This window comes from Allobrachymonas wangyanguii (genome assembly GCF_045055315.1).
Classification (GTDB): domain Bacteria; phylum Pseudomonadota; class Gammaproteobacteria; order Burkholderiales; family Burkholderiaceae_C; genus Brachymonas; species Brachymonas wangyanguii.
Genome location: NZ_CP173677.1, coordinates 1,160,038 through 1,173,156, shown reverse-complemented (window position 1 = coordinate 1,173,156; position 13,119 = coordinate 1,160,038). Strand labels below are relative to the sequence as shown.

The window sequence follows — 13,119 nt, the reverse complement described above, 5'->3', positions numbered from 1 at the left end:
CCTACCCTGCAGCTCAATCGATCAGACGGTTTTTCAGCGCGTAATAGGTCAGGTCACTATTGGTGCTGAGGTTCATCTTCTCCATCAGCCGCGTGCGGTAGGTACTCACCGTCTTCACGCTCAACGACAGCTCGTCGGCGATATCACTGGCCGTCACGCCCTTGGCCAGTTTCAGGAACACCTGGAACTCGCGTTCGGACAGCTGCTCGTGCGGCAGACCGTCACCGGACTTGCCCAGCTGCTGTGCCAGCAGATCCGCCACGCTGGCGCTGATATAGCGCTTGCCGGTGGCAATCGTGCGGATGGCGGTGACGATCTCGTCCGGCTCGCACTCCTTGTTCAGGAAGCCGCTGGCACCCTGGCGGATCAGGTTGGTGGCGTAATGTTCTTCCGGATAGCCGCTGAGGATCAGCACACCCAGATCCGGGGCCTTGGCACGGATCATGCCCAGCGCATCCATGCCGCTCTGTTCCGGCATGGACAGGTCCATCACCAGCACGTCCAGCTCCTGCTGGCGCACCAGGTCAATCGCCTCGCGGCCACTGGCGGCCTCGCCTACCACGCGCAAATCCACCTGTTCGGAAAAAAACTGGCGCAATCCTGCGCGAACAATCGCGTGGTCGTCTACGATACCTACCTTGATCATGATGCAAGTACTCCTGCCAATAACGCTGCTTTCGCAGACATAAAGGCAGCATCTGCCACCTTCTACCGAGAACGATGTTAACCCGAGACTCAAGCGGCAACTGGACTCCCAGCCCGCGCATGCGAAAAATTCTGACCGTGCTGGTGCTGCTTTCCTGCATCGGCATGCTGCTGCTGAATGAAATATCCTACCGTGGCAACCAGGCTGCCTTCCGCTACGCCACCTATGCGCAGCGCAGCAACGTGCTGGTCACCAACCTGCTGCTGGGCGTGGCCAATGCCGAATCCAGCCAGCGCAGCTTCATGCTGACCGGCGACAAGGCCTTCCATAACGATTTCACGGCCTTCATGATGGACATGGAGAAGCAACTGGCCAGCATCGAATCCCTGTTGGCTGAAGACCCGCACCCCGGAGCCGATGCCAGCAATATCAATACCCGCAGGGGCATGCAGACCCTGAGCAACCTGATCCGCGAAAAAAACCGGCTGATGCGCAACACGCTGGAACTGCACCTCGCTGGCCATGAAAAGGCCTGGATCTCGATTGCGGAAACGCCGCACAAGAAACGCGTGATCTCGCAGATTCGCGCCCAGGGCATGCAGCTGATCAGCTTCAATACGTTGCGCATCCAGCGCTTTGAAGCCCGCATGCAGGAGTCGCTGACCACCACCCGCATCACCATGGGCAGCGCCATCCTGCTGGTGATCGTGCTGTTCCTGCTGCTCTGGCGCGAAACCTACAAGCACCAGGACTTTGAGGCCAGTGTCCGCCAGCAGCTGGCCGACGAACGCAACAAGCTGGACCAGATGGTGCAGGAGCGCACCACCAGTCTGCGCATGCTGGCCGCCAACCTGCAACAGGTACGCGAGAACGAGCGTACCCGCCTGTCGCGCGAGCTGCATGACGAACTGGGCGCCCTGCTGACCGCGGCCAAGCTGGACGTGGCACGCCTGAAATCACGCATAGGCCAGCTGCCCGACAGCAGCGAGCTGCTAGGCCGCATCCAACACCTGACCGACACGCTGAACCAGGGCATCGCGCTCAAGCGCCGCATCATCGAGGACCTGTCACCTTCCGCCCTCAGCAACCTGGGCCTGGTGCCGGCACTGGAGATCCAGGCGCGCGAGTATGCCGAGAAGAGCGGCCTGAAGGTGGTGACGCATTTCGATTACGTCACGCTGAACAAGGACAAGGCGCTGACGGTCTACCGCCTGATCCAGGAAGCGCTGACCAACATCAGCAAATACGCCAAGGCCAGCGAAGTCCGCATCACGCTGACGGACGAAGGCTCCATGGCGCGCATTCTGGTGGAAGACAATGGCGCAGGCTTTGATCCGAACCAGCAGCTGCCTGCGGGCTCACACGGTCTGTCCGGCATGAGCTACCGCGTGGATACCCAGGGCGGCAGCATCAAGATCGATTCCGCACCGGGCGAAGGCACGCGCATCTCGGCGCAGCTGCCGCAGGAGGAGCGTCCGGCATAGTCCTACACGTCTTGTCACGGCCCGACTACGCTTGAACTCCCGGATGCAGGTACCATATACATACAGACAACCCCATTTCCCTCACTTAAGGAGATTTCGATGGAAAACAACCTGCAAACCTCTGCCGACAAGCTGATCGACGATGCTGCAAGCACCACCCAGGAAGCTGCTGACAAGACCCTGCGTACTGCCAGCAACGTGCTGGAGAACGCGAGCGAGCGCCTGACAGCTGCCCGTTCGCGCGCAGGTGAGGCCATCGACCAGCTGAACCAGCGTGCCCACGAGTACGCCCGCGTCGGCATGGAAAAGGCCGGCGAAACGCGTGACCGCGCCAAGCGCCAGGTTCAGCACGCTGCTGACGTCACCAGCCACTATGTGGAAGAACAGCCGCTGAAGTCGGTCGCCATCGCCGCAGGCGTGGGTGCCCTGACGGCTGCCGTCCTGCTGATGCTGCGTGGTCGCGACTGATCTGGCTTGCTGACTGCCGTGACCTGCCAGTCCGTCTCCTGATGGCCTGAGCACTTCCCGGCAATCTGGCCAGTCCACCAGACCGCAGCCTGCGGTACTGGGCTCATGCCCTGTACGTTGCACCTGCGGTCTTTTTCTTGCGCCAGCCACACCAGGCTGGTGCGCTTCCGGAACCCCACCCCCGCTGCCCCTATGCTTCACCCTCTGCTCAAGGTGATGATCAAGCGTCCGGAACTGATCATCGATCACCTGCACAATTATCTGGACCTGTTCAAGCAGGAAACCCGTGGTGCCGCATCCAATCTGGTCCATGTCCTGATCGGATGGGTTCTACTGGCCATCGGCATGCTGCTGTTCCTGATCCTGGGTGGTACCGCCCTGATGCTGGGGCTGCTGCAAGGCAGTTTCCACTGGATTCTCGCCGTCGTGCCCTGCCTGTTCCTGCTGCTGGCCGTGATCGGCTGGTCCATGACGCGCAAACCCGTCATCCAGATGGAAGTGGCCGAAGTCAAGCGCCAGTTCACTGCCGATGTGGAACTGCTGCAAGCCGCAGGAGAACGCCGTGACCGATAAAGCCCCGCAACAACTCCAGTTCATCGATACGCTGCCGCCACAACTGCGCCTGGCGCTGTCACGCTACAAGCTGCGCCGCAGCCTGAACCGCCCGGTCTCGATCGAAGATGATCCCGACCTGCAGCGCCTGCTGGAGCTGGAAAAGGCCTGGAATGCCTCCCTGCCCAAGACCGCTGCCACGCTGCCGGAATCCGCACCGCCTGCGCCACCGGCAGAACCCGAGCCTGCGGCCCCCCCTGCCCAGCCCCGCCCTGTCGCCGCCATGGCAGCCAGGTCGCCGCAGCCCGATGCAGCAGCAGAGCCGGCTCCTGCTTCCCGTCAGCGTCGTGCGGCGCGTCAGGCAAACTCGACCAGCAATCCACTGGCCATGCTGCAGGAACGCGATCTGGGTCCGATTGCCGGCGCAGCGCTGGCCGCCGGCCAGCAACTGTTGCAGGCCTGGTGGGCGCGTCATCCGGCCAAGCTCGCCCTCACCGTAGGTACGCCGCTACTGGAGCGCTACGCCAAGCGCAAGCCGCTGCAGGTGCTGGCGATTGCTGCTGCGGTAGGCGCGGCCGTGGTCGTGCTGCGCCCCTGGCGCTGGAACCGCACGCGCAACATGGCACGCAACAGCGTGAACCGCGAAATCCGCCGCATGCGCCTATCCTCGCTCTGGGGCATGGTGACCGACAGCCTGCTGCGCAACGGCAAGTCGTCGGGCTGAGAGTCCCTGCGCCCAAGCAAAAGCGCCGACCCTGACGGGTACGGCGCTTTTTTGATGGCTGCCCGGATCGGGACGAACCGGCCTCAGCCGCGTCCCACCACCTGGGCCGTGGCGGCCAGCTCCTCCAGTATCGCCAGCGACATCCAGCCGGAGTTGGCATACGGATTGAAATCCGCACCTTCGGAATATTTCAGGATGACAGAGGTGTTGAGCTCGCCGATATCGACCAGGCCCATGGTCCAGCCCGGGTACTGGCGCTCGGTGATTTCATCGTAATGCAGCAGCTGCACATCGGTGTGGTGCACGCTGCGCTGGATCTCGGTGTACAGGCGGTTGACTTCCTCGCGGCTGCCTTCCAGCAGCTGCATGAAGATATTGTTGCTGTAGCACAGGATGCCGGTAATGCCATGCTCGGCATTGTGCCGGCGCGCGCGCTGCAGGATCACCTCCAGGCTCTCGGTGGTGGACTGGGTGGCACGGCTTACATACAACAATCTGACCAGCATGGTCTCTCTCCCGGAAAATCAGAAAACAATCAGTCCTTGAACGGAATCAGCGACAGGAATTCTCGGCGCAGGTTGGGATCCTTCAGGAACACGCCACGCATTACCGAGTTCAGCATCTTGCTGTCCATGTCCTTCACGCCACGCCAGGCCATGCAGTAGTGGCTGGCCTGCATCACCAGCGCCAGGCCATCAGGATGGGTCTTCTTCTGGATCAGGTCGGCCAGCTGGATGACTGCCTCCTCCTGGATCTGCGGGCGGCTCATGACCCACTCGGCCAGGCGCGCATACTTGGACAGGCCGATCACGTTGGTGTGCTCGTTCGGCATCACGCCAATCCACAGCTTGCCGATCACCGGCACCAGGTGGTGCGAGCAGGCGCTGCGCACCGTGATCGGGCCGACGATCATCAGCTCGTTCAGGTGCTCGGCGTTGGGAAATTCGGTCAGCACCGGCGGCTTGACGTAACGGCCGGCAAAGACTTCCTTCAGGTACATCTTGGCCACGCGCCGCGCCGTGTTGTCGGTGTTGTGGTCGTTGGCGGTATCGATCACCATGCTGTCAAGCACGCCCTGCATCTTCTGCTCGACTTCGTCCAGCAGCTGCTCCAGCTCGCCCGGCTGCAGGTAGTCGGCAATATTGTCGTTGGCGTGGAAACGCTTGCGAGCCGCCAGCAGGCGCTCGCGGATCTTCACCGATACCGGTGTCCCTTCGTCTTGGGGAGGCTGGGGAGTGGTCATGGATTCAGGATAATCGCAACAGAATGGCAAAAGTGCAGCATACCACCACCCTGCCCCGGCTGCCGGCATTCCGGCAAGCCCTGACGGATGGCAGCTGAAATTTATTATTCGAGCACGAAATCGGCCACCAGTGGCAGGTGATCCGACAGCCGCGCCCAGGAACGCAGACCCGTGGTCGATTCCAGCGTGGCCTTCTGCGGCACGAACTGGCGCAGCATCTGCAGGCCACGGTAATAGATGAAATCGAGCTGGGTCAGCGGCAGCGTGGACGGGTAGGTACGGTACGCCGGCAGACCATGCTCGCACAACAGGCCGGCCTGGTCCATGAAACGCGTCAGGCGCTTGCCCCAGTCGTTGAAGTCACCGGCAATCACCAGCGGCTCGTCTTCGGGAATCTCGCGCAGCACGAAGTCGATCAGCTGCTGCACCTGGCGCACGCGGCTGGCGGCAATCAGCCCCAGATGCACCACGATCACGTGGATGCAGCGGCCGCGCACCGTGATCTCGCTGTGCAGCAAGCCACGCTGCTCGAAACGGTGGTCCGACATATCCTCGTGCTGGTGCCGTGCCACCTCGCCGCGCGTCAGCAACGCATTGCCGTGCTCGCCGTGCTTGGTGGTGGCATTGGTGACATACACGGCCTGGTAATGCGTGTCGGCCAGGAAGTCGGCCTGGCTCTGGCGCGGCCAGTCGTTGAACTTGCGTTCCCACTGGCGGTTCAGCTTGCGCACCTCCTGCAGGCAGACCACATCGGCGTCGAGCTGACGGATGGCCTGCTGCAGGTTGTGGATTTCGAGCCGACTCATCGGACCCATGCCCTGCACACCCTTGTGGATGTTGTAGGTGGCCACGCGCAGCACTTGCTCGCGTGGCAGGTCGGTCGGAATCGGCGGCGTCATGACGGCGCTGGATCAGCCCTGGCGCGCCTCGGTGGAGACCGGGTTGCGCAGGCGGATGTGCAGCTCGCGCAGCTGCTTCTCGTCCACCGAGCTCGGTGCCTGCGTTAGCAGACACTGGGCGCGCTGCGTCTTCGGGAAGGCGATCACGTCACGGATCGATTCGGCACGCGTCATCAGCGTGATCAGGCGGTCCAGACCGAAAGCCAGGCCACCGTGCGGCGGTGCGCCGTACTGCAGCGCATCCAGCAGGAAGCCGAACTTGAGCTGGGCTTCTTCCGGACCGATCTTGAGCGCGTTGAACACCTTGCTCTGCACCTCGGCACGATGGATACGCACCGAGCCGCCACCCAGCTCCCAGCCGTTCAGCACCATGTCGTAGGCCTTGGCCACGCACTTGGACGGATCGCTGTCCATGTAGTCTTCATGGCCATCCTTCGGCGAAGTGAAGGGATGGTGCATGGCGTTCCAGCGGTCATCTTCCTCGTCGTATTCGAACATCGGGAAGTCCACCACCCACAGCGGTGCCCAGCGGTCGTCGAACAGGCCGTTGTTCTTGCCGAAATCACTGTGGCCGATCTTCAGGCGCAGCGCGCCGATGGCGTCGTTCACCACCTTGGCCTTGTCGGCACCAAAAAAGATCAGGTCGCCATCATTGGCACCGGTACGCTCCAGGATCGCCTGCAGCGCGGCATCGTGCAGGTTCTTCACGATCGGGCTCTGCAGGCCTTCGCGGCCCTTGGCCTTCTCGTTGACCTTGATCCAGGCCAGGCCCTTGGCGCCGTAGATCTTGACGAACTCGGTGTAGCCGTCGATCTCGCCACGGGTCAACTGGTTGCCGTTCGGTACGCGCAGCGCCACCACGCGGCCACCGCCCATGGTAGCAGGCGTGCTGAACACCTTGAAATCCACATCGGCCATGACATCGGTCAGCTCGGTGAATTCCAGCTTGACGCGCAGGTCCGGCTTGTCGGAACCAAAGCGGTGCATCGCTTCGGAGAACTGCATCACGGGGAATTCGCCCAGATCCACATCCATGGTGTTGCGGAACACCGTCTTGATCATGTCCTGGAACAGCGCGCGGATCTCTTCTTCACCCAGGAAAGACGTCTCGATGTCGATCTGCGTGAATTCGGGCTGGCGGTCGGCGCGCAGGTCTTCGTCACGGAAGCACTTGGTGATCTGGTAGTAGCGGTCGTAACCGGCCACCATCAGCAGCTGCTTGAACAGCTGCGGCGACTGCGGCAGCGCAAAGAAATGGCCATCGTGCACACGGCTCGGCACCAGGTAGTCACGCGCGCCTTCGGGCGTGCTCTTGGTCAGCATCGGCGTCTCGATGTCGATGAAGCCATTGGCATCCAGGAACTTGCGCACTTCCATCGCCACCTTGTAGCGCAGCATCAGGTTGCGCTGCATGTAGGGGCGGCGCAGGTCCAGCACACGATGCGTCAGGCGCGTGGTCTCGCTCAGGTTGTCGTCGTCCAGCTGGAACGGCGGCGTGACAGAAGCATTCAGCACGTTCAGCTCGTGGCACAGCACCTCGATCTTGCCGGAGGCAATGTTGTCGTTGGTCGTGCCTTCGGGACGCGCGCGCACCAGACCCTTGATCTGCACGCAGAACTCGTTGCGGATGTCTTCCGCCACCTGGAACATCTCGGGACGGTCCGGATCGCACACCACCTGCACATAACCCTCGCGGTCACGCAGGTCGATGAAGATCACGCCACCATGGTCACGACGGCGGTTGACCCAGCCACACAGGGTCACGGTTTCGCCCAGCTGGGCCTCGGTCACCTGACCGCAGTACATCGAACGCATTGCCATTTTTCAGTCTTTCTGGCCCGTTGCAACGGGCACATGCTTGGTTTGTGTGTTGGAGACGGAACGCCGGCCGGCGTTCAGTCGGTAGAAGAAGATGAGGTGCTGCTGGCGCCGGGAGTTGCCGCAGCCGGGCTATCGGCCGCCGGCTTGGAGCCGGCACTGGCGCTGCTGCCACCGCGGAAATCAGTCACATACCAGCCGGAACCCTTGAGCTGGAAACCGGCGGCGGTTACCTGTTTCTGCAGGGACTCGGCGGAACACTGGGGACAGGTGGTCAGCGGGGCATCGCTGATCTTCTGGAGCACATCAAAAGTGTGGCCGCACGCTTGGCAGCCATAGGCATAAATCGGCATGGAACTATCAGATACGGAAAAAGCGGAGCCTGCGGCGCAGGCAAGCCATTCCCGATTATAAAGTCTGGGGCGAAAACTGCCGCACTACTCCCGCAGCGCAGCAGTGTACTCAGGCAATCAGGCGGCCTTCCTGCGGCGGCGTACCTTCAAAGTGCGGCACGTGGCCCTGCATATTCGGCACCCACTGCGGCAGCAGCGAGCCCGCCAGCATGCCGAACAGCGACGCCAGCACACCGGCCAGTTGCTGCGGGAACGCGGCATCCCAGCCCGGCATGAACATGAACAGCAGCCAGACGCCGACACCCAGCACGCAGGCGGCGATACCGCCCTGGCTGGTGGCCCGCTTCCAGTACAGGCCAAAGGTCAGCGGGATGAAGGCCCCCACCAGCGGCACCTGGTAGGCACCGGACACCATCTCGTAGATCGAGGTGCCTTCCATCGCAATCGCGTAGGCCAGCACGATGGCGGAGAAGCCCAGCACCGCCCAGCGCATCGCCTTGAGCGTAGCGCGGTCATCCATCTGCACGAAATGGCGCAAGATGTTTTCAACGAAGGTAGTCGTGGGCGCCAGCAGCGTGGCCGAGGCACAGGACTTGATCGCCGACAGCAGCGCGCCAAAGAACACCACCTGCATCGCAAACGGCATCTTCTCCATCACCAGCGTTGGCAGCACCTTCTGCGGATCGTCGGCAATCAGCGCCTCGGCCTGTTCGGGCATGACGATCAGTGCCGTCGCCACCAGGAAAATCGGCACGAAGGCAAACAGGATGTACATGCTGCCGCCAATCACCGGACCGATGGTGGCGGCACGCACGTCACGCGCCGACATCACGCGCTGGAACACGTCCTGCTGCGGAATCGAGCCCAGCATCATGGTGATGGCCGCAGCAAAAAAGGCCAGCATTTCGCCATAGGTCGGCTCGGGCCAGAAGCGCAGCAGATCCCTGCTGGAAGCCAACTCCAGCACCGGCTCCAGGCCGCCTGCCATGTCGCTGGCGAAATAGGCCAGCAGCAGCAGACCGACGATCAGTACGATCATCTGCACGAAATCGGTCACGGCCACCGACCACATGCCGCCAATCAGGGTATTGAACCGCCCCGGGTTTGGAGGAGGCCCCAACTCTTGAGAAGATGGAGCCATGAACAAGTCCAACAAGTTTTCCCCGGAAGTGCGCGAGCGCGCTGTGCGCATGGTGCAGGAGCATCGAGCCGAGTACCCTTCGTTGTGGGCAGCTATCGAATCGATTGCGCCGAAGATTGGCTGTGTGCCGCAAACCCTGCACGATTGGGTCAAGAGAGCCGAGATCGACGCTGGCCTGCGTGCGGGTACCACGACCTCGGATGCGCGACGCATCAAGGAACTGGAGCGCGAAGTCAAGGAGCTGCGCCGTGCCAATGAGATCCTCAAAACTGCCAGTGCGTTTTTCGCGCAGGCGGAGCTCGACCGCCAGCTCAGGAAGTGAAGGCCTATATCGACCGCCACCGCGATGACTACGGGGTCGAGCCCATCTGCCGGGTGCTGCAGATGGCCCCGTCGTGTTACTGGCGCCATGCGGCCCGGCAACGCAACCCGCAACTGCGCAGCGCACGTGCCCAGCATGACGACCATTTGAAAGCCGACATCCAGCGCGTGTGGCATGCCAACTGGCAGGTCTATGGCGCCGACAAGGTCTGGCTGCAGATGAACCGCGAGGGCATCCGGGTGGCGCGGTGCACAGTCGAGCGGCTGATGCGTACCATGGGCTTGCAAGGGGCACGCAGAGGCAAGACGATGCGCACCACCACGCCGGACACATCAGTGCCGTGCCCGCTGGACCATGTCAACCGGCTGTTTAAGGCCAGCCGGCCCAACGAGCTGTGGGTGTCGGACTTCACGTACGTCAGCACCTGGCAGGGCTGGCTGTACGTGGCCTTCGTGGTGGATGTGTACGCCCGGCGCATCGTGGGCTGGCGTGTCAGCCGCAGCATGCACACGGACTTTGTGCTCGATGCGCTGGAACAGGCCCTGTATGAGCGCCAGCCAGCAGCGCATGCCTTGACGCACCACAGCGACAGGGGCAGCCAGTACGTCAGCATCCGTTACACCGAGCGGCTGGGCCTGGCAGGTATCCAGCCATCAGTGGGAAGCAAAGGCGACAGCTACGACAACGCGCTGGCCGAGACCATCAACGGGCTATACAAGGCCGAACTGATTCATCGCCGGGGCCCCTGGAAGACCAGGGAAGCCGTGGAACTGGCGACCCTGCAATGGGTGCACTGGTTCAACCACGTCCGACTGCTCACGCCGATCGGGGGTATCCCGCCGGCAGAAGCTGAGGCAAACTACTGGAGGCAACTTGCCGACAGCAACACCTTGGCAGAGGTGTCCACTTAAACCAACCAGCCTCCTCGAAACCCGGGGCGGTTCACCTAGGTATGGCGGGTTGCCACAGATGTACGTCTCGCCGCCTTCGTTCTGAAAGTCGATCTCGGCTTGCTCCAGCGGCGACTCGAACAGGTCGTCCGCCTGCAACTTCACGCCGGTACCCGTCGGAGGGCATACGCTCAACCAGTCAATCCGAAGTGCGTTGTGACACGTGATCCAGTTCTCGTTGCGCAAGGGCAGAAACTCGGCCAACGCCAGCCTCTGGCCCCGGTACAGCACATCGCACTGATACTCGGCGATGACCAGAGCAAGGCGGGCAATCTCCGCCGGGAAATCACGCAGTTCGATCCCACGAAAGTTGGTAAGCGGGATGTCGGACGCACGATCTGGTTCGCCACGCCGCTTGTTGATCTCTGCCTCGATGGCGCGCATCTCCTTGTAGGCGATCACCAGGAAGTTTCCCGAACCGCAAGCCGGGTCGAAAACTCTAATCTTGGCGATGCGCTTGCGCAGGTTGTGCAAGGTGCGCGGGTTGTCGCCCGCCTCTTCCAGCTTTGCACGCAGGTCGTCGAGAAACAGCGGGTTCAGCACCTTCAGGATGTTGGGAACACTGGTGTAGTGCATCCCCAGCTCGCCACGCTCCTCGTCCTCGGTGACAGCCTGGATCATCGAGCCGAAGATGTCCGGGTTGATCTTGGTCCAGTCCAACCCGCCGACGTGCAGCAGGTAGGACCGGGCGATCTTGCTGAATCGCGGCACGTCGTCGCTGCCGGAGAACAACTGCCCGTTGACGTAGGGGAAGTCTTCGGCCCATCGGGGAACCTTGGCTGCGGCCCGGTCCTCGCGCTTGGTGTTCATCGTGCGAAACAGCGTGGCGATGACGTCATGCGTGTTGGACGAGTCTTTGGCGCTCATCTGAGCGATGGTTTCGGTGAAGCGCCCCTTGCCGACGAAGATGTCGGTGTCCTCGGCGAAGAAGCAGAAAATCAGCCGCGCCATGAGCTTGTTCATGTCGTGCCGACGCTCCGCCGTGCCCCATTCAGGGTTGTCTTTCAGCAGTTCGACGTACAGGCGATTCAGGCGGCTCGTGGCCCGGATGTCGAAGGCGTTCTCGCTGATCTGGCGAACGGTGCTGATGCCCGCCAGCGGCAGGAAGAAGCCGAAGTGATCTGGGAAGTCCTTGAAGGCACAGGCGACGGTCTCGCCGCTGGTCAGGTCTTCGGCCTCGAAGTCCGTGCCGTCGGTTGCGAGGATGAACTTCGCCTTGGCCTTGGCCGTCGCCGGGCTGACCTTGAGAGCGGCCAGCGTCTGCGTCACCCGCCCAGCGTCGCAGGTCAGGATGTGGATGTTGCTGGTCTGGAGAACACCGCCGAGGTCGGACTTGTTCGACGCCCCCGCGCGCAGGCGCTTGATGGTCGTCGCCTTGTTGCCAAAGGCTTCAAGGAAGGCGTAGGGGAACTCTGCGGGGTCAAAGGGCTGCTCCGCAAGGTCTGTGATGGCTTGTTCGATTTCTACGGCGTTCATGGGCGGGTAGCCCTCCCTCTGAGCGAGGCCGCCTGGCTGTTGCTGTTGTGCGGGGTGCTCATGTCTTGTCCTGCGTTTTCTCGGCTATCTGCGCGGCAATCCAGCGATCCAACTCGCTGCGACGAAACCGCCAGGTGCCGCCCAGCTTGAATCCCGGTATCTCCCCCTGCTGGGCCAGCCGGTACACGGTCTTCTTCCCTGCCTTGAGGTAGACCGCCACTTCGTCCAGCGTGAGAATTTCGGTATCGGGTTGGTTCACGTCAGGCGGCTCGCTTGGTGTCGCACGGCGAAGTCTTCCAAAGTTTGGCCAAGTTTACCCTTATATCAGCCCAAATGGAGCCCGAATGTGATGGCGAGAAGCCATTGATTCGGCGGGCACTGCCCGTGCCAGAAATGATGCCGGCGATCAGTGGCGGCACACGGTTGACCAGCATCAGCAACGCCACGCAGAAAACCAGCATCACGCCCAGCTCTTCAAAGTTCAGGGTGCCGGTGTTCATCCTGGCGTAGAAGCTGGAAAGCAGGTCGCTCCCGATGCCTACCAGGAGCACCATCGTCATGATTTGCACGCCCACGCCCAGCACGGTCTTGTAGTAGTTGATCGCCATGTCCGAAGTCCAGCGCGAGCCGCCGAAGCCAAGGAAGAAGATGCCGGCGTACATCAGCAGCCAGGCCGAGACGAGCAGCAGCAACATATTCACCGCAACAACTGCAAGCAGGATCAGGATGCCGACGCTCAAGGCCACACCGATAAAACTATCCACGGGCGACCAGATCGACGAGTTCCTGAATGCCTGCTTCAAGATCATGAAGCCAATATCCACGATGTCCGAGGGTGTCACCGACGCCACCCCGGACGCCTGCTCACCAAGCCGGGCCAATGACTGGATGATCGAGTTGGCGAAGGTCGGGCCATAGCGCAACAGCCAGAGGAAGAAGCCGAAGAACAGGATGAACCTGATGAATTCGGCGAAGAACTCGCCAATGTCGGCCTTGCGCAGCACCATGAAAGAGCATCGTTTTCTTCATGGTGCAGGGCCTCC

Annotated in this window: 12 protein-coding genes, 3 pseudogenes and 1 other annotated feature; of the genes and pseudogenes, 5 read left to right on the top strand and 10 right to left on the bottom strand. The window is 62.0% G+C overall.

Going from position 1 to position 13,119, the window contains the following annotated elements; translation table 11 throughout:
• Positions 1-13 precede the first annotated feature (13 nt).
• Positions 14-646: a response regulator transcription factor gene (locus ACI3EV_RS05670; RefSeq protein WP_329771366.1), complete on the bottom strand. Its 633-nt coding sequence runs from the start codon at positions 644-646 to the stop codon at positions 14-16.
• A 119-nt stretch (positions 647-765) separates the two neighbouring features.
• Between ACI3EV_RS05670 and ACI3EV_RS05665 the strand changes: the two genes are divergently transcribed.
• The 4 genes from ACI3EV_RS05665 (at position 766) to ACI3EV_RS05650 (ending at position 3,874) form a co-directional block, all read left to right on the top strand.
• Positions 766-2,130, top strand: a complete 1,365-nt coding sequence (locus ACI3EV_RS05665; protein ID WP_337692092.1) for a CHASE3 domain-containing protein — start codon at positions 766-768, stop codon at positions 2,128-2,130.
• A gap of 99 nt (positions 2,131-2,229) precedes the next feature.
• On the top strand, positions 2,230-2,598 hold the full coding sequence (locus ACI3EV_RS05660) for a glycine zipper domain-containing protein (protein ID WP_337692091.1): 369 nt from the start codon (positions 2,230-2,232) through the stop codon (positions 2,596-2,598).
• Between the two features lie 192 nt (positions 2,599-2,790).
• On the top strand, positions 2,791-3,171 hold the full coding sequence (locus tag ACI3EV_RS05655) for a hypothetical protein (RefSeq protein WP_337692090.1): 381 nt from the start codon (positions 2,791-2,793) through the stop codon (positions 3,169-3,171).
• Positions 3,161-3,874, top strand: coding sequence for a hypothetical protein (locus tag ACI3EV_RS05650; protein WP_337692089.1), 714 nt, complete (start codon positions 3,161-3,163; stop codon positions 3,872-3,874). Before ACI3EV_RS05655 ends, ACI3EV_RS05650 begins: the two co-directional genes overlap by 11 nt.
• Positions 3,875-3,957: 83 nt before the next feature.
• Here ACI3EV_RS05650 and ACI3EV_RS05645 read toward each other — a convergent pair whose 3' ends face one another.
• From ACI3EV_RS05645 to ACI3EV_RS05620, 6 genes and pseudogenes are all read right to left on the bottom strand, one after another.
• Positions 3,958-4,380, bottom strand: coding sequence for a BLUF domain-containing protein (locus tag ACI3EV_RS05645; RefSeq protein WP_337692088.1), 423 nt, complete (start codon positions 4,378-4,380; stop codon positions 3,958-3,960).
• A gap of 29 nt (positions 4,381-4,409) precedes the next feature.
• Positions 4,410-5,117 (bottom strand): GTP cyclohydrolase I, encoded by a 708-nt coding sequence (gene folE, locus ACI3EV_RS05640; protein WP_329771372.1) that lies wholly within the window; start codon positions 5,115-5,117, stop codon positions 4,410-4,412.
• 104 nt (positions 5,118-5,221) lie between these two features.
• Positions 5,222-6,016 carry an endonuclease/exonuclease/phosphatase family protein gene (locus ACI3EV_RS05635; RefSeq protein WP_337692087.1) on the bottom strand — a complete coding sequence of 265 codons (795 nt, stop codon included), beginning with the start codon at positions 6,014-6,016 and terminating at the stop codon, positions 5,222-5,224.
• 12 nt (positions 6,017-6,028) lie between these two features.
• A complete protein-coding gene (gene aspS, locus ACI3EV_RS05630) occupies positions 6,029-7,837 on the bottom strand; it encodes an aspartate--tRNA ligase (protein WP_337692086.1) in 1,809 nt (602 codons plus the stop codon).
• 74 nt (positions 7,838-7,911) lie between these two features.
• On the bottom strand, positions 7,912-8,187 hold the full coding sequence (locus tag ACI3EV_RS05625; RefSeq protein ID WP_337692085.1) for an FmdB family zinc ribbon protein: 276 nt from the start codon (positions 8,185-8,187) through the stop codon (positions 7,912-7,914).
• A gap of 109 nt (positions 8,188-8,296) precedes the next feature.
• A pseudogene (locus tag ACI3EV_RS05620) lies at positions 8,297-9,274 on the bottom strand (sodium:solute symporter family transporter); the annotation flags it as partial.
• A gap of 52 nt (positions 9,275-9,326) precedes the next feature.
• Between ACI3EV_RS05620 and ACI3EV_RS05615 the strand changes: the two are divergent.
• Positions 9,327-10,561 (top strand): IS3 family transposase gene (locus ACI3EV_RS05615; protein ID WP_323030487.1). Its coding sequence is split into 2 segments (ribosomal slippage): positions 9,327-9,615 and positions 9,615-10,561, totalling 1,236 coding nucleotides; the frame shifts between segments, so codons are not numbered across the junction.
• Positions 9,605-9,721: a sequence feature (AL1L pseudoknot), on the top strand. Its footprint overlaps the gene before it by 117 nt.
• A 33-nt stretch (positions 10,562-10,594) precedes the next feature.
• On the opposite strand, the pseudogene ACI3EV_RS05610 reads toward ACI3EV_RS05615, so the two are convergent.
• From ACI3EV_RS05610 to trbL, 3 genes and pseudogenes are all read right to left on the bottom strand, one after another.
• Positions 10,595-12,076, bottom strand: a pseudogene (locus ACI3EV_RS05610) (DNA methyltransferase); the annotation flags it as partial.
• Between the two features lie 58 nt (positions 12,077-12,134).
• Positions 12,135-12,335 carry a methylation-associated defense system helix-turn-helix domain-containing protein MAD1 gene (gene mads1, locus ACI3EV_RS05605; protein WP_337691981.1) on the bottom strand — a complete coding sequence of 67 codons (201 nt, stop codon included), beginning with the start codon at positions 12,333-12,335 and terminating at the stop codon, positions 12,135-12,137.
• A 121-nt stretch (positions 12,336-12,456) separates the two neighbouring features.
• A pseudogene (gene trbL / locus ACI3EV_RS05600) lies at positions 12,457-13,086 on the bottom strand (P-type conjugative transfer protein TrbL); the annotation flags it as partial.
• Positions 13,087-13,119 lie beyond the last annotated feature (33 nt).

Excerpts from the sequence above, each read along its gene's own strand:
- ACI3EV_RS05655 (WP_337692090.1), top strand. The coding sequence starts at position 2,791 with ATGCTTCACCCTCTGCTCAAGGTGATGATCAAGCGTCCGGAACTGATC.
- ACI3EV_RS05635 (WP_337692087.1), bottom strand. The coding sequence starts at position 6,016 with ATGACGCCGCCGATTCCGACCGACCTGCCACGCGAGCAAGTGCTGCGC.
- ACI3EV_RS05665 (WP_337692092.1), top strand. The coding sequence starts at position 766 with ATGCGAAAAATTCTGACCGTGCTGGTGCTGCTTTCCTGCATCGGCATG.
- ACI3EV_RS05645 (WP_337692088.1), bottom strand. The coding sequence starts at position 4,380 with ATGCTGGTCAGATTGTTGTATGTAAGCCGTGCCACCCAGTCCACCACC.
- aspS (WP_337692086.1), bottom strand. The coding sequence starts at position 7,837 with ATGGCAATGCGTTCGATGTACTGCGGTCAGGTGACCGAGGCCCAGCTG.
- ACI3EV_RS05625 (WP_337692085.1), bottom strand. The coding sequence starts at position 8,187 with ATGCCGATTTATGCCTATGGCTGCCAAGCGTGCGGCCACACTTTTGAT.
- folE (WP_329771372.1), bottom strand. The coding sequence starts at position 5,117 with ATGACCACTCCCCAGCCTCCCCAAGACGAAGGGACACCGGTATCGGTG.
- ACI3EV_RS05660 (WP_337692091.1), top strand. The coding sequence starts at position 2,230 with ATGGAAAACAACCTGCAAACCTCTGCCGACAAGCTGATCGACGATGCT.
- ACI3EV_RS05670 (WP_329771366.1), bottom strand. The coding sequence starts at position 646 with ATGATCAAGGTAGGTATCGTAGACGACCACGCGATTGTTCGCGCAGGA.